Origin of the sequence: Candidatus Litorirhabdus singularis, from assembly GCF_026262625.1 — a bacterium.
Classification (GTDB): Bacteria; Pseudomonadota; Gammaproteobacteria; order Pseudomonadales; family Halieaceae; genus Litorirhabdus; species Litorirhabdus singularis.
In genome coordinates this window covers 873395-896778 of sequence record NZ_SHNN01000002.1, presented here as the reverse complement: position 1 = coordinate 896778, position 23384 = coordinate 873395, and the positions used below count along the sequence as shown (strand labels likewise).

The 23384-nt window shown below is 55.0% G+C and carries 19 protein-coding genes; 18 read left to right on the top strand and 1 reads right to left on the bottom strand.

From position 1 onward, the window contains the following. Positions 1 to 68: 68 nt before the first annotated feature. From leuC to EYC98_RS12425, 18 genes are all read left to right on the top strand, one after another. Positions 69 to 1496, top strand: a complete 1428-nt coding sequence (gene leuC, locus EYC98_RS12510; protein WP_279245677.1) for a 3-isopropylmalate dehydratase large subunit — start codon at positions 69 to 71, stop codon at positions 1494 to 1496. Further along, positions 1493 to 2140 (top strand): 3-isopropylmalate dehydratase small subunit, encoded by a 648-nt coding sequence (gene leuD, locus EYC98_RS12505; protein WP_279245676.1) that lies wholly within the window; start codon positions 1493 to 1495, stop codon positions 2138 to 2140. The genes leuC and leuD overlap by 4 nt, the downstream gene beginning before the upstream one ends. A 9-nt stretch (positions 2141 to 2149) precedes the next feature. Continuing rightward, on the top strand, positions 2150 to 3241 hold the full coding sequence (gene leuB, locus EYC98_RS12500; RefSeq protein WP_279245675.1) for a 3-isopropylmalate dehydrogenase: 1092 nt from the start codon (positions 2150 to 2152) through the stop codon (positions 3239 to 3241). Then, on the top strand, positions 3234 to 4256 hold the full coding sequence (locus tag EYC98_RS12495; protein WP_279245674.1) for an aspartate-semialdehyde dehydrogenase: 1023 nt from the start codon (positions 3234 to 3236) through the stop codon (positions 4254 to 4256). Before leuB ends, EYC98_RS12495 begins: the two co-directional genes overlap by 8 nt. Before the next feature lie 135 nt (positions 4257 to 4391). Beyond that, positions 4392 to 6983 (top strand): motility hub landmark protein FimV, encoded by a 2592-nt coding sequence (locus tag EYC98_RS12490; protein WP_279245673.1) that lies wholly within the window; start codon positions 4392 to 4394, stop codon positions 6981 to 6983. Further along, positions 6976 to 7851 carry a tRNA pseudouridine(38-40) synthase TruA gene (gene truA / locus EYC98_RS12485; RefSeq protein WP_279245672.1) on the top strand — a complete coding sequence of 292 codons (876 nt, stop codon included), beginning with the start codon at positions 6976 to 6978 and terminating at the stop codon, positions 7849 to 7851. Before EYC98_RS12490 ends, truA begins: the two co-directional genes overlap by 8 nt. Positions 7852 to 7926: 75 nt before the next feature. Further along, complete coding sequence (locus EYC98_RS12480; RefSeq protein WP_279245671.1) at positions 7927 to 8565, top strand: phosphoribosylanthranilate isomerase; 639 nt, start codon at positions 7927 to 7929, stop codon at positions 8563 to 8565. Between the two features lie 4 nt (positions 8566 to 8569). After that, positions 8570 to 9799 carry a tryptophan synthase subunit beta gene (gene trpB / locus EYC98_RS12475; RefSeq protein ID WP_420887175.1) on the top strand — a complete coding sequence of 410 codons (1230 nt, stop codon included), beginning with the start codon at positions 8570 to 8572 and terminating at the stop codon, positions 9797 to 9799. After that, positions 9796 to 10620 (top strand): tryptophan synthase subunit alpha, encoded by an 825-nt coding sequence (gene trpA, locus EYC98_RS12470; RefSeq protein WP_279245670.1) that lies wholly within the window; start codon positions 9796 to 9798, stop codon positions 10618 to 10620. The genes trpB and trpA overlap by 4 nt, the downstream gene beginning before the upstream one ends. A gap of 24 nt (positions 10621 to 10644) precedes the next feature. Then, positions 10645 to 11592: an acetyl-CoA carboxylase, carboxyltransferase subunit beta gene (gene accD, locus EYC98_RS12465; protein ID WP_279245669.1), complete on the top strand. Its 948-nt coding sequence runs from the start codon at positions 10645 to 10647 to the stop codon at positions 11590 to 11592. 5 nt (positions 11593 to 11597) lie between these two features. Then, a complete protein-coding gene (locus EYC98_RS12460; protein WP_279245668.1) occupies positions 11598 to 12815 on the top strand; it encodes a bifunctional folylpolyglutamate synthase/dihydrofolate synthase in 1218 nt (405 codons plus the stop codon). Then, the gene (locus EYC98_RS12455; protein WP_279245667.1) at positions 12812 to 13417 is read left to right on the top strand and encodes an SPOR domain-containing protein; all 606 of its coding nucleotides are present in this window, start codon (positions 12812 to 12814) and stop codon (positions 13415 to 13417) included. The genes EYC98_RS12460 and EYC98_RS12455 overlap by 4 nt, the downstream gene beginning before the upstream one ends. A 1-nt stretch (position 13418) precedes the next feature. Continuing rightward, positions 13419 to 13919, top strand: a complete 501-nt coding sequence (locus EYC98_RS12450; protein ID WP_279245666.1) for a CvpA family protein — start codon at positions 13419 to 13421, stop codon at positions 13917 to 13919. A gap of 26 nt (positions 13920 to 13945) precedes the next feature. Then, positions 13946 to 15469 carry an amidophosphoribosyltransferase gene (purF, locus tag EYC98_RS12445; protein WP_279245665.1) on the top strand — a complete coding sequence of 508 codons (1524 nt, stop codon included), beginning with the start codon at positions 13946 to 13948 and terminating at the stop codon, positions 15467 to 15469. Continuing rightward, complete coding sequence (locus EYC98_RS12440) at positions 15470 to 16669, top strand: O-succinylhomoserine sulfhydrylase (protein WP_279245664.1); 1200 nt, start codon at positions 15470 to 15472, stop codon at positions 16667 to 16669. It abuts the gene before it with no gap. 11 nt (positions 16670 to 16680) lie between these two features. Next, positions 16681 to 17601, top strand: coding sequence for an AAA family ATPase (locus EYC98_RS12435; protein ID WP_279245663.1), 921 nt, complete (start codon positions 16681 to 16683; stop codon positions 17599 to 17601). 19 nt (positions 17602 to 17620) lie between these two features. Next, positions 17621 to 18613, top strand: a complete 993-nt coding sequence (locus tag EYC98_RS12430) for a DUF58 domain-containing protein (RefSeq protein ID WP_279245662.1) — start codon at positions 17621 to 17623, stop codon at positions 18611 to 18613. Then, a complete protein-coding gene (locus tag EYC98_RS12425; protein WP_279245661.1) occupies positions 18603 to 20606 on the top strand; it encodes a transglutaminase TgpA family protein in 2004 nt (667 codons plus the stop codon). Before EYC98_RS12430 ends, EYC98_RS12425 begins: the two co-directional genes overlap by 11 nt. Positions 20607 to 20694: 88 nt before the next feature. On the opposite strand, the gene acnB is transcribed toward EYC98_RS12425, so the two are convergent. After that, a complete protein-coding gene (gene acnB, locus EYC98_RS12420) occupies positions 20695 to 23310 on the bottom strand; it encodes a bifunctional aconitate hydratase 2/2-methylisocitrate dehydratase (RefSeq protein WP_279245660.1) in 2616 nt (871 codons plus the stop codon). Positions 23311 to 23384: the final 74 nt, after the last annotated feature.

Sequence of the window (23384 nt, the reverse complement as noted above, 5' to 3'; positions counted from 1 at the left end):
CTAGAATCTCCCCGTTTTCAGTGAATATAGCAGACTCGCCATGAATAATGGCGGCAAGTGGAGCGAACATGGCCAAGACCTTATACGACAAACTCTGGGATTCTCACCTGGTGCAACAGCGTGATGACGGCAGTGCGCTGATTTATATCGACCGGCATCTATTGCATGAGGTGACATCGCCGCAGGCTTTCGAGGGCTTGCGTATGGCTGGCCGTCAACCGTGGCGTCTGGACGCCAATCTGGCCACACCGGACCATAACGTTCCCACTGATTATGCTGAGCGTAGCGGTGGCGTGGCAGCTATTCAGGATCCAGTGTCGCAAATACAGGTGCAGACTCTGGATGACAACTGCAAGGCCTTCGATATTGTTGAGTTCGAAATCAATGATCGCCGTCAGGGTATTGTGCATGTGATCGGGCCGGAATTGGGTGCGACTTTGCCTGGCATGACGGTCGTTTGCGGAGATTCACACACCGCAACCCACGGTGCCCTGGGTGCCTTGGCACACGGCATTGGCACCTCTGAGGTTGAACACGTACTTGCCACGCAGTGCCTGATTCAGCAAAAGATGAAGAATATGCTGGTGCGCGTTGACGGCACTTTATTACCTGGCGTTACCGCGAAAGATGTTGTGTTAGCGGTCATCGGCCATATAGGCACCGCCGGCGGTAATGGCTTCGCCATCGAGTTTGGCGGCGAAGTGATTCGCGGGCTGTCGATGGAAGGCCGCATGACGGTCTGCAATATGGCCATTGAAGCGGGTGCTCGTGTCGGTATGGTCGCGGTTGATCAGAGCACTATAGATTATGTGCGCGGACGTCCCTATGCACCGACGGGCGAGCAGTGGGAATTAGCTGAGTCGGCGTGGCGCGAACTGCACAGTGATAGCGACGCCCACTTTGATGCGGTAATTGAGTTGCGGGGTGAGGATATCTTCCCCCAGGTGACTTGGGGTACGTCCCCGGAAATGGTATTGCCGGTGGACGGCACTGTGCCTGACCCGGCTGCCATTAGCGATGCCGGCCAGCGGGATGCCGTAGAGCGCGCGCTGAAGTACATGGGTTTGCAGGGGGGCATGGCAATTACCGATATCCGTCCTCAGAAAGTTTTTATTGGCTCCTGCACCAATTCGCGTATCGAGGATTTACGCGCTGCTGCGGCAGTGGTTAAGGGCTATAAAGTCGATGCTGGCATCAATCAGGCGCTGGTAGTGCCAGGTTCGGGCATTGTTAAGGAGCAGGCGGAAGCCGAGGGTCTGGATAAAATATTTATTGAAGCCGGACTGGAGTGGCGTGAGCCGGGTTGCTCTATGTGTCTGGCCATGAACGCCGATAAATTGGAGCCCGGCGAGCACTGTGCGTCAACCTCCAACAGAAATTTTGAAGGGCGTCAGGGTTTCGGCGGGCGCACTCACCTGGTGAGTCCGGCGATGGCTGCGGCAGCGGCGATTGCCGGACATTTTGTTGATGTACGCGAATGGGAGATGAAGTCGTGAGGGCATTCACTGTAGAAACCGGTTTGGTGGCGCCGATGGACCGTGCCAACGTCGATACTGACATGATCATACCCAAGCAATTCCTGAAATCGATCAAGCGTAGTGGCTTTGGCCCTAATTTGTTTGACGAGCAGCGCTACCTGGATGAGGGGCAGCCCGGACGTGACAATAGTCAGCGGCCGCTAAATCCTGATTTTCCACTGAATGCAGCGCGCTATCAGGGCGCGTCTGTGTTGCTGGCGCGGGATAACTTTGGTTGTGGTTCCAGTCGTGAGCACGCGCCCTGGGCGTTGGATGATTATGGCTTTCGTTGCGTTATTGCGCCCAGCTATGCGGACATTTTCTACAATAATTGCTTTAAGAATGGTCTGCTGCCGATAGTCCTGGATGCCGCCATCGTTGAGCAACTGTTTCAGCAGATGTATGCCAACGAAGGTTATCAACTGACCATAGATCTGGAGCGGCAAGTGGTGATTACCAGCGCTGGCGATGAAATGGCGTTTGAGGTGGATGCGTTTCGCAAGCACTGCTTGTTGCACGGTTTGGATGAGATTGGTCTGACGCTGGAGCAGGCAGATGCGATCCGTACCTACGAGACCGGGTGGCGCCAGCAGTCACCATGGCTGTTTGATGTTATTCAATAGGAGCTGTTTGTGAGCCAGAAAGTACTGATATTACCGGGCGATTATATTGGCCCTGAGATTGTGGCCGAAGCGCGTCTGGTGCTGGAGCGGGTGATTGAACTGTATCAATTGCCGATTGAACTCGAAGATGGTCTGCTGGGAGGTGCTGCGCTGGATGTTCATGGTGTGCCCCTGCCTGAAGACACACTGGCCCGTGCCCGCGAGGCCGATGCCATTTTGTTGGGCGCGGTAGGCGGCCCCAAGTGGGATACTGTGGACCGGGCTCTGCGACCGGAAAAAGGCCTATTAGGGATTCGTTCGAAGCTGGAGCTGTTTGGTAATTTGCGCCCAGCATTGCTGTACCCGCAGTTGGCTGCCGCCTCCAGTTTGAAGCCGGAAGTGGTATCTGGACTGGATATTCTTATCGTCAGGGAACTGACCGGTGGTATCTACTTCGGCGAGCCACGTGGCATTCGCACCCTGGAAAACGGCGAGCGCGAGGGTTACAACACCTATATCTACCGGGAGTCGGAGATAGAGCGTATTGGCCGTCTGGCGTTTGAGTCTGCGCGCAAGCGTGACGGACGACTCTGCTCGGTCGACAAATCCAATGTGCTGGAGGTGACGATCCTGTGGCGTGAGGTGATGGACCGCTTGGCTCCGGAATATCCCGATGTTGAGTTGTCTCACATGTATGTGGATAACGCGGCTATGCAACTGGTGCGCGCACCCAAGCAGTTCGATGTCCTGGTGACAGGGAATATGTTTGGCGACATTTTGTCAGATGCGGCGGCAATGCTGACCGGGTCTATTGGTATGTTGCCGTCCGCTTCATTGAATCAACAGGGCAGGGGTATGTACGAGCCATGTCATGGGTCGGCGCCCGATATTGCTGGTCAGGGCAAGGCCAACCCACTGGCTACCATTTTGTCGGTGGCAATGATGTTGCGTCACACGCTGGATTGCCCGGCTGCCGCAGAGGCCATTGAAGCTGCTGTTAGCAGCGTACTGGATGCAGGTTTACGTACCCCTGACATATTTACCGACGGCCAGCAATTGGTGGATACCCGGGCCATGGGTGCTGCAGTGCTGGCGCAACTGGGAGTAACTGTTAATGAGTAAGCAAGTAGATGTAGCCGTGGTTGGCGCAACCGGTGCCGTGGGTGAGACCATGATCTCGATTCTGGAACAGCGCGATTTTCCGGTGCGTAATTTTTACCCCTTGGCGAGTGCTCGTTCAGCGGGCAAGTCGGTCAGCTTCAAGGGGCGTAACTATATTATCGGTGATCTGGCCGAATTTGACTTCAGCCAGGCGCAGATTGGACTGTTTTCCGCCGGTGGCAGCATTTCCGAGGAGTTTGCGCCGCGCGCCGGTGCTGCCGGCTGTGTGGTGATCGATAACACTTCACATTTCCGGCAGCAGGAAGATATCCCGCTGGTAGTGCCTGAGGTAAACCCGGAGGCGCTGGCCGGATACGCCAAGCACAACATTATTGCCAACCCGAATTGCTCCACCATCCAGATGGTAGTTGCCTTGAAGCCGATCTACGACGCGGTGGGTATTGAGCGTATTAATGTAGCGACTTATCAAGCAGTCTCGGGCACCGGTAAAGAGGCGATTGCCGAGTTGGCAGGGCAGACCGCGGCACTTCTTAACGGGCGCTCGGTAGAAAAAGAAGTATACCCGCGTCAGATTGCCTTTAACGTGCTGCCACACATTGATGTGTTTCAAGATAATGGTTATACCCGGGAAGAAATGAAGATGGTCTGGGAAACCCAGAAAATATTCGCTGATCCCCGTATTCAGGTAAACCCAACCTGTGTCCGTGTGCCGGTGTTTTATGGGCATTCAGAAGCCGTGCACATTGAAACGCGCGACAAAATTAGCGCCGCTGAGGTGCGTGAATTGCTGCAATCTGCGGCCGGGGTCGAGGTGGTGGATGAGCGCTGCGATGGCGGCTATCCAACCGCGGTAGAGGAGTCTACAGGCGAAGATCCGGTATTTGTTGGCAGAATTCGTGAGGATATTTCCCACCCTAGGGGTATTGACCTGTGGGTTGTTTCCGATAATGTCCGTAAAGGTGCCGCACTTAACAGCATCCAGATAGCTGAGTGCTTGCTAAAAGAGTATTTATAAAAGATACTTACGTAGACTAGTTAAAGGAAATACCTAGGTCTTTTCTTTGCAGAGTCCACGCAGTAGTGAGCCGGCTCGAGGCCGCATTTGCTAAGGGAGTGGGAACGCAGGGCATGAGTATAATAAGGCAGTTTTATGGGGCGTAAGGGAAATTTGTGGCTGGCAGGCCTATTGAGTCTGTCACCGGCAACCGCATCGGCGCTGGGCCTGGGTGAACTGACGCTGCAATCCTACCTGAACGAACCGCTGCGAGCGGAAGTCGACTTGCTTGAAATCGGTGGCCTTGATGAAGGTCAGGTCAGAATACGCCTTGCCGCCAGCGAAGACTTCGAGCGCGCCGGCGTTGAACGCGCCTACTTTCTCACCGGTCTCAAATTTGAAATTAAGTTGGATGGCCGTGATGAAGGGCGTCTGGTCATTACCTCGCGTGACCCTGTACGAGAACCCTTTCTGGATTTTTTGGTTGAAGCGCGCTGGCCCAACGGCCGTCTATTGCGCGAGTACACCGTGCTTCTGGATCTCCCGGTTTTGTCTGGTGAAGGCAGCGATATGCTGGTTGCCAAGCGAACTTCAGGCGTGCGCTCAGGAGTTGATGGTGGGGTTGACGAAGTGGTTGAACCCGAGCCGGAACCGCGCGAGTCATCAGCTCAACCTGACTACGGGTCGGACGCTGGTGATATGCCGCAGTCTGGTGCCGAGTATTTGGTTAAACGCAATGAAACGCTTTGGGCTATCGCCAGCCGAGCGCGCCCAAATGGCGCTTCCGTACAAGACACAATGTTGGATATCCAGCGCCTCAATCCGAATGCTTTTATCGGCAATAACATTAACCAATTGAAAGCTGGTTACGTACTGGTGCTGCCGGAACGTGATCAAATTTCCGAGCGGGCTCCGGAAGAAGTAACCGCGGCTATAACTCAGCAGGAGCAAAGCTGGCTCGAGAACCGCGCCTCACGCGGGGAGCAGGCAGCCGCAGAGCGATCCGGCTGGACCAGTGAACCGGATGAGCAGGGTCGTCTGCAGATCGATGTAGGTGATGGTTCTACCGCGAGTTCATCGGCTGGGGGTGTTAGTGCGCGAATGGAAGATGCTGACCGCGCTTCGCGGGATAACGCCGATATCCGCAATCAAATAGCTTCCATGCAACAGCAGTTACAAACATTGCAATCTCTGGTCACATTGAAAGATGATCAGATTGCTGCTCTGCAGACCCGCTTGGCAGAGCAGCGGCAGGCCCCTATTGATGAGCTGACCGAGCTTGAAGGCGTGGTCGATAGTACTGATAGTACTACTGCAAGTGATGCAGAATCGGCCATGGCAGAAGCTGCCGTGGCGGCTACAGAGGCTGGCTCAGAAACCGGTATGACGGGCGCAGAGGCCAGTGACACTGATACGCAAGCTAGCGCGCCAGTTGCAGCCAGTTCAAGTACTGCTAGTAGCAGCGCTGCTCAGTCTGACGACGGTGGTGTGTTGGGCTGGATTATGAACAACCTGCTGTATGCAGGAATCGCTTTAGTCATCTTATTGTTCGGTATTGCCTATAACGTGAAGAATCGCGTCAGCGGCGGCGGTGCAAAAACACGTAAGGCTGATGATGACGATGAGTTTGCCAATGTGGAGTTGGGCGATGATGGCCTGATTGTTGATGATTTGGCGGAAGAGAGCGCTAAGGAATCGGGTCAGCGCGGTGGCGCCTTTGGCGGCGGCGATGACGGAGCTTATGCGGCCCAGTTTGAATCGGGTGATGCGCTGGCAGAAGCCGATATCTATATTGCTTATGGTCGTTACCCGCAGGCCGTTGAGCTGCTCAAGAATGCTATTACTGCGGACCCTGGCAATATTGAATATCGCCTGAAGTTGATGGAAGCGTCAGTTGAAATGGTAGATCGCGAGGCGTATCAGCAGCAGTACTCTGATCTCGAAGCGATGGGTGATACGGCTGCATTGCAACGTGCCCGTGACCTGCTAGAAGCAGTCGACGGTGGCGATAGTTGGCTGAGTGGGTTGCCGGATGCCAAGGTGAGTGAGCCTGTGGCAGCGGCTGAAAGCCCCTTTGAAGACAATAGTGAAGACCTTGATATAGACTTCAGCGCTGCTGACAGCAACGCTGATACAGATGACAGCCTGAACCTGGATCTGGATGACGGGCTGGATTTTGAAGACCTTGATCTCGACGATGACACGTTCGCAGAAAGCAATAATCTCGATTTTGGTGATGATGAGATAGAGCTTGATGCACCCGTTGAGACCCCTGCTGCCGCAGGCGAAGGTGACGATTTTGATCTGGCCACTATGGCGGCCGGGCTCAAGGAAGCTGGGTCAGGTGCTGCGCCGGAACGTGAAGAGACTTCAGGCGATGAGCTTGATTTACTAGCTGCCGCCCAGCAGTTAGACGGCGACGGGGATGTTGAGTCCTCTGCTGTGGATCTGATGAGCGATGACGACGAACTGGATATTGGCATCGACGATGATGACCTGATGACCGAATTTGGCGCTTTGGAGATAGAAGAGGCCGATGCTGGTGATAGCGTGCCTGAGTATACCGCCGATGAGGGTCTTGGCTTTTCAGCGGAAGGTGAAGAAATGGCCACCCGTATGGATCTGGCCCGGGCCTATATTGATATGGGTGATGCGGATGGTGCGCGGGATATCCTCAACGAAGTTGTTGTCGATGGCGATGCGGATCAGCAGCAGGAAGCGCGTGCTCTGTTAGCGAGCATTGAATAGACGATCTGCTCCATCCTCTACTACGTCCATTACTCCACTGTTTAGTCCACTCTCCAACGAGGATATTGCCGCTGGTCGACGTGTAGCGTTGACCGTGGAGTATGATGGCAGCCATTATTGTGGCTGGCAGCTGCAGCAGTCCGGCGTGTCTACTGTTCAGGAGGTGCTGGAAGCGGCCCTGGGGTCGATAGCAGCAGCCCCGATTCGGGTAGCCTGTGCCGGGCGCACCGATACTGGTGTTCACGCCACCGCTCAAGTCGTTCATTTTGAGTCACCGGCGTCACGGAGCGCCAAGGCCTGGGTAATGGGCGTCAATGCCAATTTGCCCGATTCTGTGGCAGTGCGCTCGGCGCAGGCGGTAGAGGATGATTTCCACGCCCGGTTTAGTGCTACCTCCAGGCGTTATCGCTATTGTATTTTAAACACGCAGGTTCGCTCCGCGCTTTCTCCCGCTCAATTAACCCGTGTGCGTTACCCATTGCAGGCGGAGCTTATGGATGTGGCTGCTCAGGAATTATTGGGTGAGTGTGATTTCAGTTCGTTTCGTGCCGCTTCCTGTCAGTCATCGACGCCAATGCGACATATCGATTTTATCCGTGTACAGCGGTTGGGTGATTTGGTCATTGTTGATATTCAGGCCAACGCATTTTTACATCATATGGTGCGGAATATTGTCGGGGCTTTGATTCTGGTCGGCCGTGGCCGGATGAGTGCGACTGAGTTGGCGCAGTTATTGTTGTTGCGAGATCGTACTCAGGCGCCGGAGACCGCTCCCCCCAATGGTTTGTATCTGGTTGGCGTAAATTACCCTGAACGCTTTGGTTTGCCAGTGCTGGCCCCGGGCCCGTGGTTTATAGCTGGTCAATAGTTGAGCCAAACGCTGCCGACATCAGTAGTATCTGTTAATATACCCATCCTTTTTTAAGCCTTCGACCAGTCTGTTTTGACACGTACTCGTATAAAGATTTGTGGGATCACCCGCCAGGTTGATGCCCACGCAGCAGTTGCAGCCGGTGCCGACGCGCTCGGACTGGTGTTTTACGCGCCTAGCCCGCGGGCAGTCGACATCGAGGGTGCCCGTCTTGCCATAGCTCAGCTGCCGCCGTTTGTGACATTGACGGCGCTGTTTGTAGATGCAGCAGACGCAGAAGTGGAACGCGTATGTAACGAGTTACCCGTGTCGCTACTGCAGTTTCATGGAGCTGAGAGTGAGGCACGCTGTGCCAGCTTCGGTATGCCCTATATTAAGGCGGTGAGGGTTGCTCCCGACACTGACCTTGAGGCATTAATGGGCGCGTACACGAGTGCTCAGGGGTTACTGCTGGATACCTATAGGAAAGGCGTGGTGGGTGGTACCGGAGAGAGTTTCGACTGGTCGTGTATTCCCCATGGTCACGACAGGAAGTTAATTGTTGCCGGCGGGCTCGATGCCGACAATGTGAGTGAGGCGATTGCCACCAGTGCGCCGTTTGCGGTAGATGTGAGTGGCGGCGTTGAGCAATCCCCCGGCCATAAGAGCCGGGAGAAAATGCAGGCCTTTGTTGCTGCTGTGCAGCAGGCAGATCAATCTATATGGAAGTGAAATAGTGGACATAACCGAGAAATTACTGGCAAACACACCTGATGAACAAGGCCGTTTTGGTCAATACGGTGGGCGCTTTGTGTCAGAAACCCTGATGTTTGCGCTGGATGAACTGGAGCAGGTATACGACAAGTTGTCCAAGGATCCCGAGTTTCAACGCGAGTTGGACGAGGACCTTGCACACTTTGTGGGGCGACCTTCACCGCTGTATGAAGCCAAGCGTTGGAGCGATAGAGTGGGCGGTGCGCGGATCTTTTTGAAACGCGAAGACCTGAACCACACGGGGGCGCACAAGGTAAACAACACGGTTGGGCAGGCGTTACTCGCCAGGCACATGGGTAAGAAGCGCGTCATTGCGGAAACCGGTGCGGGTCAGCATGGTGTTGCTACTGCGACAGTAGCCGCGCGTCTGGGCATGGAATGTCAGGTGTTTATGGGAGAGGAGGACGTGCGGCGTCAGGCGCAGAACGTCTACCGTATGCGGCTGTTGGGCGCCGAGGTGATACCGGTGACATCCGGCTCGCGGACACTAAAAGATGCCATGAATGAGGCTATGCGAGACTGGGTGACTAATGTAGACGACACGTTTTACATCATTGGCACTGTGGCAGGGCCGCACCCCTACCCGAAACTGGTGCGAGACTTTCAGAGTGTGATCGGGCGTGAGGCCCGTGCGCAGTGTCAGCAAATGTGCGGACGTTTACCCGATGCACTGGTAGCCTGTGTGGGTGGCGGCTCCAACGCGATTGGCCTTTTTTACCCTTTCCTTGCGGACACAGAGGTTGCGATGTACGGGGTAGAGGCGGCAGGGCTGGGTCTGGATACCACTGAGCATGCGGCGCCATTGGCGGCCGGACGCCCGGGTATTCTGCACGGTAATCGTACCTACCTTATGCAGGATGAAAACGGTCAAATTATGCACACCCACTCGGTTTCAGCGGGTCTTGATTACCCCGGAGTGGGTCCAGAACATTCCTGGCTCAAGGACATTGGCAGAGTCAATTACGTGTCTGCAAATGATAAGGAGGCGTTAGCGGCTTTCTCTGACTTGAATAGGACCGAGGGCATCATGCCTGCGCTTGAGTCCAGCCATGCGCTGGCCTATGCAGGCAAGTTGGCCGCTACCATGACACCGGACCAGTTCATCGTGGTCAATCTTTCAGGGCGTGGGGATAAGGATATTCATACCGTTGCGGAAGTGACCGGATTCGATATAGAGGGTGTTAGTCAGTGAGCAGAATTAGCGGACGTTTTGCCGAACTGGCCGCCAGCGGCAAACGGGCGGTCATACCCTATGTGGTGGCCGGTGATCCCCGTGTGGCCACGACTGTGCCATTAATGCATGCCCTGGTTGGGGCCGGTGCCGATATTATCGAACTGGGTGTGCCGTTTTCGGACCCAATGGCGGAGGGGCTGGTGATTCAGGTCGCCCATGAGCGCGCCCTTGCCAACCACGTTAGTCTGCGTCAGGTGCTGGGAATGGTTGGTGAGTTCCGGCAGCAGGACCAGGAGACCCCCATATTGTTGATGGGCTATGCCAACCCGGTCGAACGGATGGGTTACTCTGAGTTTGCCGAAGCTGCAGCAGAGGCGGGCCTGGATGCCCTGCTTACTGTAGATATGCCGCCGGAAGAGGTGGCCGATTTGAACGCCCAACTCAAGCGTTTTGATATTGATAATATCCTTTTGGTGTCGCCGACCACTTCCATACAGCGAGTGGAAAAAATCGCTGAACTCGCAAGTGGCTTCGTTTACTATGTGTCACTGAAAGGCGTGACCGGTGCGGCAACGCTTGACCCCGTGGAAGTTGCGGTCAGAGTGCGTGAAATACGTGAGTTGTGTCAGTTGCCGGTAGCCGTTGGCTTTGGCATTAAGGACGCTGCGACGGCAGCGTCAATCGCGGTGGTAGCCGATGGTGTGGTAGTAGGCAGTGCTCTGGTACAAAAAGCGGCCGATACGGCGGCACAGGGCGGTGATGATGCGGCAGTAGCAGCCGCGGCGGCAGCACTGGTCGCAGAGATAAGAGCGGGAGTTGATGCTGCTGTTAGCAGCTGAATAGTTAGCTGAACGGGATTTACTATGAGCTGGTACGACAAGATTCTACCCTCCGGTGTTCGTCGCGAGAGCGCGGCCAGACGCACCACGGTTCCCGAGGGGCTGTGGAAGAAGTGCGTTAAATGCGAGGCGGTGCTGTACCGGCCCGATTTGGAGCGCAACGGTGAAGTGTGCCCAAAATGCGATCACCATATGCGCATTGGCGCGCGTAAGCGGCTTAATTATTTTCTCGATGAAGACCCGCGTGAAGAGATTTTCAGCGACGTGGTACCCGTCGATAGGCTTAAATTTAAAGATGTAAAGCGCTATAAAGACCGGCTTACAGCAGCCCAAAAATCGACTGGCGAAAAAGACGCTCTGATAGCGATGCGCGGCGAGCTTAACGGCTTACCCATAGTGGCGGTAGCTTTTGAGTTTAACTTTCACGGCGGTTCTATGGGTTATGCGGTGGGTGAGAAGTTTACCCGCGCAGCGCAACTGGCACTTGAGAATGGTTGGCCGCTGGTATGTTTTTCAGCCTCCGGTGGCGCCCGCATGCAAGAGGCTTTGATTTCACTGATGCAGATGGCCAAGACCAGTGCCGTACTGGAGCGCCTGAAACAGGGCCGGGTACCTTATATTTCAGTGATGACTGACCCAATTTACGGTGGCGTGTCAGCCAGTCTGGCGCTGCTGGGTGATATTAATATCGCTGAGCCTGATGCCCGTGCTGGTTTTGCCGGCCCCAATATTATTGAGCAGACCATTCGCCAGAAGTTGCCCAAGGGCTTTCAGCGCAGCGAGTTTTTGCTTGAGCACGGCGCTATCGACATGATCGTGCACCGCAACGAAATGCGCCCGACGCTGTATCGTCTGCTGTCCAAGCTCAGCGGCAAGGCGCCCGATAATCAGCCCCCTACCAGTGGTGATAGCCAACCAGAGTCCGTAGAGGAATTTGGTCTTGATACCAACGTGGACGAGCAATCGCAATAACCGATATGACCGGCAACTCCCTTCCGGAGTGGTTAGAGAAACTGCAGGCGCTGCACCCCCGTGAGATTGAGCTGGGGCTGGATCGGGTTGCAGAGGTCGCTGGCCGTCTTGACTTGTTACACCCTCACTGTCCGGTGGTTACCGTGGCGGGCACCAATGGTAAAGGCTCTACTATATGTGTGCTCGACGGATTGCTGCGCAGTGGCGGCCACCGCACCGGGCGTTATACCTCGCCGCACTTATTGCGCTATAACGAACGTATTTGTATTGACGGAGAACCGGTTGCAGATGCCGTTATTGTATCGGCATTTGAACAGATCGAGGCGCATCGGGGCGCCGTCTCCCTGACCTATTTTGAGTTCAGCCTGTTGGCGGCACTGCTGGTGTTCCGCGATCCGGCACTGGACTATATCTTGCTGGAAGTGGGTTTGGGTGGACGTCTGGATGCGGTCAATATTGTCGATCCCAATGTGGCGATAGTGACTGCGATAGATCTTGACCATCAGGATTGGCTGGGAGATACCCGTGACCTGATTGCTGTGGAGAAGGCAGGCATATTACGGCCCGGTATTCCCGTTATCTGCGCGGACCTGGACCCGCCAACTCGCCTGCGCGAGGAGATACAGCGGCAGCAATGTGATTGCCTGTATCTGGATGTGACGGAGGCTGAGCGTTTTGCGCCAGGTCACCGGCTACGCCCTGAAAATGTGGCTGCGGCCTGGCACGCTGCATGCAGGCTGGGTGTTGAGGTGCCGATGTCTACGGTACCCCAAATTGCGGCGAATTCGGCGCCGCCCGGACGCCTGCAGTCAGTGGCGGTAGGGCCAGTTGAGGTGCTCATGGATGTGGCACACAATCCGCAGGCGGTCGGTAATTTAGAGACTTATTTACGTGAGAATCCTGTCACAGGTCGGCAGATTGCGCTCTTTGCAGCACTGTCAGACAAAGACATACATGGTATGATTCAACCTTGTCTGGAAGCCTTTGATGCATGGTTTGTAGCGGGTTTACCCAAGGTAGAGCGCAGTTGCGAACCGCAACAGCTAGCCATCACGCTGGGTCAGCAGGGGTTACCCATGATCAGTAGTAGCAAGAATCCCCGTCAGGCCTATCGGCGGGCCATGAGTATATTGCAAGCAGGGGATCGGCTGGTGGTGTTCGGATCGTTTTACACCGTGGCGGAGATACAGGCTGTGTTGGTCAAAGACCGGAGCAGTACGTGAACGATGTTCTGAAGCAGCGCTTGGTCGGAGCCCTGGTAATTATTGTGCTTGGGGTTATCTTCTGGCCGGTGATCTTTGTGACCCCGGAGCTGGAACCCGTGGACCGCAGCAGCCAGGTGCCCGCTATACCTGCTTTGGCGCGGCGCGATTTGCCTGCGCCCAAGCCGTTGCAGGGTTTGCCGAAGGCACGTTACTCAGAAGAGGTTGCGGTCTCGGTTAAGCCCGCCGCTCCCAAAGAGAAACCTGCAGTGGTAGGTAAGCCTATAGATAAGCCCAAGACGACAGTTAAGCCCGCTAGAGTCGATAAGCCCGTTGCAAAGCCAGCAGAGAAAGCCAGCCCCAGCCTGGATGCTGAGGGTATACCCGTAGCGTGGACGCTACAGGTGGTCACAGTGGGTAGTCAGGAGAAGGCAGAGAAGTTAACTGTACGACTGATTGGTATGGGTTATAAAGCCTATATCAAATCCCTGCGGCGCGACTCTGGAACATTATATAGGGTTTATGTGGGCCCCAAGTTTGCGCAAGCAGACATGCTCGAGGCGAAACAGGTCATTGACAGGGAGCTGCGCGTGACATCAATGATTACGCGTTACTTGCCCTGACATGGATTTTCACTGGATAGATTGGCTGATCATGGGAGTCATTGGGCTGTCCATTTTTTTCAGCCTGCTGCGCGGCTTTGTGAAGGAAGCGCTGTCGCTGGTGGCATGGGTGGTGGCATTTGTTCTATCCACTACTTTCGCGCCGCGCCTTGCTGCACTATTGGAAGAAGTTATTGCGGCGGATGCGTTACGTTACGCCGTCGCCTACGTGCTACTTTTTCTTGCCACATTGATACTAGGCGCCTTTATTAACCGGCTTCTGTCCAGAGTGATTCAGATGACCGGGTTGACGCTGATGGACCGATTGCTGGGCATGGTTTTCGGCTTCGCAAGAGGCGTGCTGATCGTCACGGTAGCGGTGTTGGTGCTCCGGGGGCTGGCGCCCAGTCAGACGCTGGAGCAGGAGTCCAAGCTATTGCCACATGTGCTGCTGGTGGCACAATGGGCGCAGGACAATTTTTCCACCCTTCTGGGTGATTACAAGTTACCCGTCAGGGTTTGAGTCAGGGCATTAATGGAGTCTGAAAAATGTGTGGATTGATCGGGATAGTTGGCAAATCTAATGTCAACCAATCTATCTACGACGCACTGACCGTGCTGCAGCATCGGGGTCAGGATGCCGCGGGCATAATGACGTTTGCCGAGGGCAACTTTCATCAGCGCAAAAGCGTTGGTCTGGTCCGCGATGTGTTTCGTCAGGAACATATGCAACGGTTGCAGGGGAATATTGGTATCGGACATGTGAGATACCCCACAGCGGGTAGCTCCGGCGCCGCGTTGGCGCAACCGTTTTACGTTAACTCCCCCTACGGCATAGGGCTGGCGCACAATGGTAACCTGACGAATTCAGAAGCCTTGACTCAGGAGCTGTTTCAGACCGATCTGCGGCATCTTAATACCGATTCTGACTCAGAGCTGTTGCTGAATATATTCGCTCATGAACTGCAGCGACTGGGGAAATTGAATCCTAATGCAGATGATATATTCAGCGCTGTCAGCGGTGTTCACCAGCGTGCCCGCGGCGGCTATACCGCGGTAGCTATGGTGGCCGACTACGGTGTCGTTGGATTCCGCGATCCCTATGGCATTCGCCCTTTGGTGGTTGGTAAGCGCAGCGTGGCGTCTGGAGAGGAGTTTATGCTTGCCTCGGAGAGCGTGGCGTTGGACGTACTCGGCTTTGAACTGATACGGGATGTCGCACCCGGCGAAGCGGTGTATGTAACCGCCGCTGGAGAGATATTCTTCCATCAGTGTGCACCGGCAGCGCAGCTTGCGCCCTGCATTTTTGAGTACGTCTATTTTGCCCGACCTGATTCCATTATGGATGGAATATCCGTCTATAAGACGCGACTGCGTCAGGGTGAGTACTTGGCCCGCAAAGTTTTGAAGGAACGCCCTGACCACGATATCGACGTGATCATTCCCATCCCTGATACCAGTCGAATTGCGGCGCAGTCCATGGCGCATGTGTTGGGTATCAAGTTTCGCGAAGGCCTGATGAAGAATCGCTATATAGGCAGAACGTTTATTATGCCCGGTCAAAGTCAGCGTAAAAAATCGGTCAAGCAAAAGCTGAATACGATTCCACTGGAGTTTAAAGGTAAGAATGTCATGTTGGTCGATGACTCTATTGTCCGCGGTACTACCTGCCGCCAGATTATTGAAATGGCCAGGGAAGCTGGTGCCAACAAGGTCTATTTCGCCTCGGCTGCGCCACCAGTGCGCTATCCCAACGTGTATGGTATTGACATGCCATCGGCCGATGAACTGATTGCTCACGGCCATTCAGTGGACGAAATCTGTACCAAAATCGGCGCCGACTGGTTGGTGTTCCAGGATCTTGAAGACCTGATCGCCAGTTGCCATGAAGGCAACCCCGATATAGAAAAGTTCGACTGCTCTGTCTTCAATGGTGATTATATTACCGGAGATGTGGATCAGACCTATCTGGACCGCATCCATGAACTGCGCAATGACGATGCGCAAACCCAGCGCCATCAGGGCAATGGTGAAGAAGGTGCAGTTATCGGCCTGCATAACGAAGCTTCCTGAATGAATAAAGATAGCGATAACAGCCTGCCGGCGGATCTACATCTGGATACTTTGGCGGTACGTGCCGGTCAGCGGCGCAGTGATGAAGGGGAGCACAGTGAAGCCCTGTTTCTGACCTCCAGCTATGTGTTTGATAGCGCGGCTGACGCTGCCGCGCGCTTTGCTGGCGATTCACCCGGTAACGTTTACAGCCGGTACACCAACCCGACGGTACGTAATTTTGAAGAGCGGCTGGCGGCGCTGGAGGGGGCGGAGCAGTGCGTTGCTACTGCATCGGGAATGTCGGCCATACTGAGCACCTGCATGGCGCTGCTGAAGTCAGGTGATCATGTCATCTGCTCACGCAGTGTATTCGGCACCACTACAGGCCTGTTCAATAGGTATATGCTCAAGTTTGGCGTCGAAGTCAGTTTTGTCAGTCTGACCGATCTGTCCCAGTGGCAGCAAGCCGTGCGTCCCGAGACGAAGATGCTGTTTCTGGAAACCCCTTCTAATCCGCTCTGCGAGGTTGCCGATATGGCAGCACTGGCGGCGCTGGCGAGCGCGTCCAATGCTTTACTGGTCGTCGATAACTGTTTCTGCACGCCGGCTTTACAGAAACCGTTAGAAATGGGCGCTGATATTGTGATCCATTCGGCCACTAAATATCTTGATGGACAGGGCCGCTGTGTCGGCGGGGCGGTATTAGGACGTGGCGAACTGATGCAAGAGCTGGTGATATTTTTGCGTACTGCTGGTCCGACTATGAGTGCGTTTAACGCCTGGGTATTTCTCAAAGGCCTGGAGACCTTGCGGCTGAGAATGGAGGCGCACAGTCGCAGTGCACTGACGATGGCGCTGTGGTTACAGCAGCAAGCCCAGGTAGAACAGGTTTTTTATGCGGGTTTACCTGATCACCCCGGTTATGAGTTGGCGTGTAGCCAGCAATCGGCTTTTGGCGGGGTATTGTCCTTCAAGGTTCGGGGCGGGCAAGCTGAGGCTTGGCGCTTTATTGACGCAACCAGGATATTTTCGCTGACGGCAAACTTGGGGGATGCAAAATCTACTATCGTGCATCCCGCCACAACGACACATGGCCGGCTCACTGATGCCGAGCGAGCAGAGGCTGGCATTACCGGTAACTTGATACGTATTGCCGTGGGTCTGGAACATATAGACGATCTTTTGGCAGATGCCCAAAGAGGCTTGGAGGCGCTGTAGCGCAGCGAATTATGCGAGAGATAATTGACAAGACAGTAGCGGAAGTTGGCAAGGCGTTGTTGGGCAAGGAGCCACAAATCAGGCTGGCGCTATGCTGCCTGCTGTCGCGCGGCCATCTCTTGATTGAAGACTTGCCGGGTATGGGTAAAACCACACTCTCGCATGCGCTGGCTCAGGTTTTAGGCCTGTCCTACAAGCGTGTGCAGTTTACCAGTGACTTACTGCCCGCGGATATTCTAGGCGTGTCAGTGTTTGATCAGGCGTCTACATCATTTAGTTTTCATCATGGCCCAATTTTCACTCAACTGTTGCTGGCCGATGAAATTAATCGCACCACGCCTAGAACTCAAAGTGCGCTGTTGGAAGCCATGGCCGAAGGACAGGTGACCGTCGACGGCGAAACCCGTCAATTGCCGCGGCCATTCTTCGTGATAGCGACTCAGAACCCCTTGCATCAGTCTGGTACTTATCCGTTACCCGAGTCGCAGCTGGACCGCTTTCTGATGCGCATTGAACTGGGATATCCTGACCCTGCCGCAGAGCGCAGTATGCTGTTGGGTGATCACTCCGGGACCGCTTCTATAGTATTGGAAGAGTGTCTTGAAGTTAGCCAGCTGATCGCATTTCGTGAGGCTGCCGGCAAGGTGCATGCCTCTGACAATGTAATGGATTATCTGCAACGGCTGGTGGGTCATACTCGTGTGGCTTCTGGTTTTGCCTGTGGCTTGTCACCTCGAGGCTCGATGGCTTTACTGCAAAGTGCTCGAACCTGGGCGCTGATGCACGGTCGCAGCCATATCGTCCCTGAAGATCTGCAGGCCATACTGCCATCGGTGGCCAGTCATCGCTTGGTTGCCAATAGCGACTTTGCCGGCGATAACCATGCGCTGATTCGCGAAACTCTGGCCACAGTGGATGTGATAAAACCCTGAGGGGAGATCATTCTTGGTGATGAATGTGTCAGCCCCGGGTCCCTTGCAGCAACTGCAGACCAGCGCTCGACGGCGCTGGAAGCGCTGGATAAACCGGCGTATACCGCCGGCCAGATCGCTTACCCTGGACCAGAAGCGAATCTTTATTTTTCCGTCGCGGGTGGGGATTTTCTTTTTGCTAACGTTATTGGTGATGCTCGTTGCGGCCATCAATTACCAGAACAATATGACTTTTGCTCTGACCTTTCTGTTGGCCAATCTGTTCGTGATCGCGGTGCTGCATACGTTTGCCAATCTCAGTGGGCTGACTATAAAGGCGGTTCGGGCCAACCCGGTCTTCGCCGGGCAGAAGGCGGAATTTGAAATTCAGTTGTCGCGCGGTGCTAAACGGCGGCATCGAGCGCTGACGCTTAAGTGGAGTGACAGTGATACGGTTACCGTCAGTCTGGATGAAGCGCAGGAGCTTTCCGTCAAGCTCTATCTGCGCACCAGTGAGAGAGGCTGGCATACTCCCGGTCGGCTGTTGATTGAAACGCGCTATCCGCTGGGAATATTGCGCGCCTGGACCTGGATCGATTTAGATATTCGCGCTCTGGTTTATCCGCGCCCGGTCGCCAGTGGGCCGTTACCGGGTATTGCCAGTGACCGCCCGGAAGGTACCTCGGTGCCGGTGCCGGGTCAGGACGATTTCTACGGCCTGCGCGATTATCAAACCCGTGACTCGCTGCGTCAGGTTTACTGGCGCAGTTTGGCTAAGGGCCAGCCGCTGCAGACCAAGCAGTTCACCGCCTATGCGGATACCAGCGTGTGGTTGGACTGGAATATGTTCGAGGGCTTGCCCGCTGAACAGCGTCTCAGTCATTTATGTTATTGGGCGCTGGAATATGATCAGAGTAAAGACGAATACGGGCTGCGCTTGCCCGGGGTGTCAGTAAGCCCAGCCTTGAGCGAAGCGCATCGTCAAAGGGTTTTACGTGAGCTGGCATTGTTTGGAGTTGACGATGAAGCTTGAACAGCAGATTCCACGTAATGCTCTGATCTGGATAGTATTGGCGCAGTTCTCGCTATTATTGCCCCATCTTGGTCGGGTGCCGATGTGGTTGGTGCTGGTCTACGTAGCGGCAGCGGGTACACGCGTCTTGGTGTATCAAGGGCGTTGGTCCTTCCCCAGCCGCGGTGTGAAGGTGGTATGCGCGGCAACCTGTCTGGGAGGCATCTGGTTAAGCTACGACAGTTTGATTGGTCTGGAGCCTACGGTGGCACTGCTATTGGTGGCCTTTTCACTGAAGCTGCTGGAGTTGGCCCAGAAGAAGGATGCTTACTTGCTGTTGTTTCTGGCTTACTTCGTCTGTGTAACCGAGTTTTTGTTTAGTCAGGAACTGCAGGTCACACTGTATCTGCTGGCTGTGGTTACCGTGATAACTGCAGCCTTGGTGGCATTGCAACAGCCGGAGAAACTGGAATTCAGCCTGCTACCGCTGCGTCGCGCCGGCGTAATGCTGCTACAGGCATTTCCGCTGATGCTGATATTGTTTCTGGTATTCCCGCGTATTGATCCACTGTGGAGTGTGCCGTTGCAGCGGCAGGCGGCCAAGTCCGGTGTCAGCAATTTTATGTCTCCTGGAGATATCTCTAATCTGAGCTTATCCGGCGACGTGGCTTTCCGTGTTCAGTTCGACGACTTTGTGCCAGCGCGCAGCCAACTCTACTGGCGTGGATTAGTGTTTTCAAAACTTGAAGACAGCACTTGGCGAGCATTGACCTGGAGTGAGGTGCCGGCCAACGAGAGACGTCCTTTGGTGGTACAAAACTTGGTGGGACAACGGTTCGATTACAGTGTGTTGCTGGAGGCAACCCAGCAAAACTGGCTTTACTCTCTGCGCTATGCGCGTCCCAGTGACCTGGGAGTGATGTCGACCAACGACTTTCGATTGCAGTCGCCGATTGAGCTGGAGGATCAAAAGGAATACCGAGTCAGCTCCTGGACTGATATACCCATCGAACTTGAGCTCAGTGATTGGCGACGAGAGGTAGAGACACAGCTGCCGTTGTCTGGGAATTCAAGAACCCGCGAGCTGGCACAGCAAATGTACTCAGAAGCTGGTGAAGATTCGCGCAGTTTCGTGCGTGCCACCATGGCTATGTTTACAGAGCAGGATTTTCATTACACGCTGCGGCCGCCGAGACTGGGAGGCAATAGCATGGATGAGTTTCTGTTTGAGTCACGGCGCGGTTTTTGTGAACACTACGCGGCTGTATTTGTTTACATGATGCGAGCGGCAGGCGTGCCGGCGCGAGTGGTAGCCGGTTATCAGGGTGGCGAATTAAGTCCTATCAATGGCACTCTGATCGTACATCAGTTTGATGCTCATGCCTGGGCCGAGGTTTGGTTGCCGGGGGAGGGCTGGGTGCGGGCAGACCCTACAGCGGCCATTGCGCCGGAGCGCATTGAGCGGGGTCTTCAATACTCAATGGGTGATGATGAAGGCTTTTTATCGGGCTCACCGCTGTCGCCGCTGCGCTATCGCAATGTTGCCTGGGTGAACCTGCTGCGTTTGCGCCTGGATGCGATGAACTATAGTTGGCAGCGCTTGGTGATGGAGTTTGATAGCGCCAAACAGTACAACCTGTTAAGTGGACTGATTGGCGAAATAAGTCCGGCGCGTATTGCTACCCTGGTGGGCGTGATCTGGATGCTGGTTTTAGGTCCGGTTTTGTATACGCTGCTGCGTCGTCCGGCTAGAGCCAAACTGGATCCGGCAACCTTGAGCTATCTTGATTTCTGCGACCGTATGGCGGCGCAGGGTTGCGTCCGGGAGCCGCGAGAGACACCGGCGGACTACGCGCGTCGCGCTATCGAGCAGCGTCCTGAATGGGGCGAACAGGTCATGGCGATCACCGGTGCGTATGAAACACTCAGCTATTTGCCGCCGCTGCAGGACCAAGAGGCACAATTGCAAAAGCTGCGCAATCTGGTGCGCGGGTTTAGGCCCCGCAAACAGTAAGCCGGGTTAGTCGCAGCCCTTACAACGTGTGCGCCGGGCAAAAAAAAGCCGGGGCAGTGCCCCGGCCTGATACCGCTCAGTGTCTGACTCAGGCAGACACTTCCTGAATCTCAATAGCTGCAATGCGGGCGCCATCTTCGGCACTCTTCTGGAATTCCGCGATCTGATCAAAGTTCAGATAGCGGTAGATTTCCGCCGACATTGATTGCAGGTTTTCTGCATACGATTGATATTCTTCAGGAGTGGGTAGACGCCCTAGAATCGCCCCGACTGAAGCCAGTTCAGCAGACGTAAGATAAACGTTAGCGCCATCGCCAAGCCGATTCGGGAAGTTACGCGTTGATGTCGACAATACCGTAGAGTTAGGCGCGACCCGCGCCTGATTTCCCATGCACAGCGAGCAGCCAGGCATTTCGGTACGCGCACCGGCGGCACCAAAGATATTGTAATAGCCTTCCTCCATCAGTTGATGCTCGTCCATCTTGGTCGGCGGAACAATCCACATACGAGTGGAGATTCCACCCTTGTGCTGTTCCAGCAGTTTACCTGCAGCGCGAAAGTGGCCAATATTGGTCATGCAGCTGCCAATGAAAACCTCATCCACTTTGTCGCCGGCGACTTCCGACAGTAAGCGGGCGTCGTCGGGGTCGTTGGGCGCACACACAATCGGTTCAGTCACTTCAGCCAGATCGATTTCAATGACCGCAGCGTACTCGGCATCGGCATCGGCTTTCATGAGCTGCGGATCGGCCAACCATTCTTCCATCTTGCGAGCTCGGCGTTCCAGTGTACGTGAGTCACCGTAGCCGTCTGCAATCATGGAGCGGAGTAAGACCACGTTTGAACGCAGGTATTCGGTTACCGAATCTTCGCTCAGGGCAATGGTACAGCCAGCAGCGGAACGCTCCGCTGAAGCATCAGACAGCTCAAATGCCTGCTCTGCTGTCAGGTCGCTGAGGCCTTCAATTTCCAGTACCCGGCCAGAGAAGATGTTCTTCTTGCCCTTCTTGTCGACCGTCAGCAGGCCTTCTTGAATAGCGTAGTAGGGGATAGCATGGACTAAATCGCGCAGGGTAATGCCAGGCTGCATGGTGCCCTTAAAGCGCACTAGTACAGACTCTGGCATGTCCAGCGGCATGACGCCGGTAGCCGCAGCAAATGCTACCAGGCCAGAACCGGCGGGGAAGGAAATGCCCATTGGGAAACGGGTATGAGAGTCGCCGCCGGTACCCACGGTATCGGGCAGTAACATGCGGTTAAGCCAGGAGTGGATAATGCCATCGCCCGGGCGCAGAGAAACCCCGCCGCGGGTCATAATGAAATCAGGCAGACTGTGCTGGGTGTCAATATCGACCGGCTTGGGGTACGCCGCAGTATGGCAGAAAGACTGCATAGTCAGGTCAGCGGAGAAGCCAAGGCAAGCGAGATCCTTGAGTTCGTCGCGGGTCATCGGGCCGGTGGTATCCTGGGAGCCAACCGTGGTCATGCGTGGCTCGCAGTACGTGCCGGCACGCACGCCGTCAATACCGCAGGCTCTGCCGACCATCTTCTGTGCCAGGGTGAAGCCTTTGTCGCTGGCAGCTGGCACGTCGGGCTTACGGAAGAGCTCAGATGCTGGCAGACCCAGTGATTCGCGGGCACGCGTAGTAAGGCCGCGGCCGATAATCAAATTGATGCGCCCGCCGGCGCGTACTTCGTCCAGGAGAACATCAGATTTCAGCTCAAACTCGGATATGACGTCGCCGGACTCAGACAGAATTTTGCCATCATAGGGGCGGATTTCTATGACATCCCCCATACCCAGGTCGTCTACCGGGGCTTCAAAAACCAGCGCGCCTGCATCTTCCATGGTGTTATAAAAGATGGGAGCGACCTTGCCACCGATACAGATGCCGCCGCCTTTCTTGTTGGGTACGCCTTCCAAATCATCACCAAAGAACCACAGTACTGAGTTGGTAGCAGACTTACGCGAGGAGCCGGTGCCTACGACGTCACCGACAAACGCAACGGGTAGGCCTTGTGCTTGAACTTTTGCAACCTGCGCCATAGGGCCGCGCACACCGTGCTCTTCAGGTTCCAGACCGTCGCGGGTCATTTTGTACATAGCCTGCGCATGCAGGGGTATGTCTGGGCGTGACCAGGCGTCAGGGGCGGGCGACAGATCATCGGTATTGGTCTCGCCAGTTACCTTGAAAACAGCAACTTTGATCGACTCAGCCACTGCGGGGCTATCGGTGAACCACTCGCCGTCGGCCCAGGACTGCATAACGGCTTCGGCGTTGCTGTTACCAGAGCGAGCCAGTTGCTCAACGTCATGAAAAGCATCGAACATGAGTAGCGTGTGCTTCAGTTGCTGGGCCGCCGTTGCGCCTAGCGCATCATCGGTAAGCAAGCCCACCATGGCTTCTATATTGTAGCCACCCAGCATTTTGCCCAATAGCTCTACGGCGTGCTGGGCAGAGATCAAGTCACAGCTCTCTTCACTTTTGGCAATGGCTGAGAGAAAACCGGCTTTAACGTAGGCGGCTTCGTCAACGCCCGGGGGCACGCGATTACTGATCAGATCGAGCAAAAAGGCGTCTTCACCCGCCGGTGGTGCTTTCAGAAGCTCAATCAGACCCGCTACTTGCTCGGCATTGAGGGGTTTGGGTGGGATGCCAAGGCTGGCGCGCTCGGCAACGTGCTCTCGGTATGCGTCTAACACGATAGATCTCCTGAATTGGTTTAAATTTGGCGCTGGATTATAGCTTAAAGGCCACGTAATTTGGAGTCTCAGAG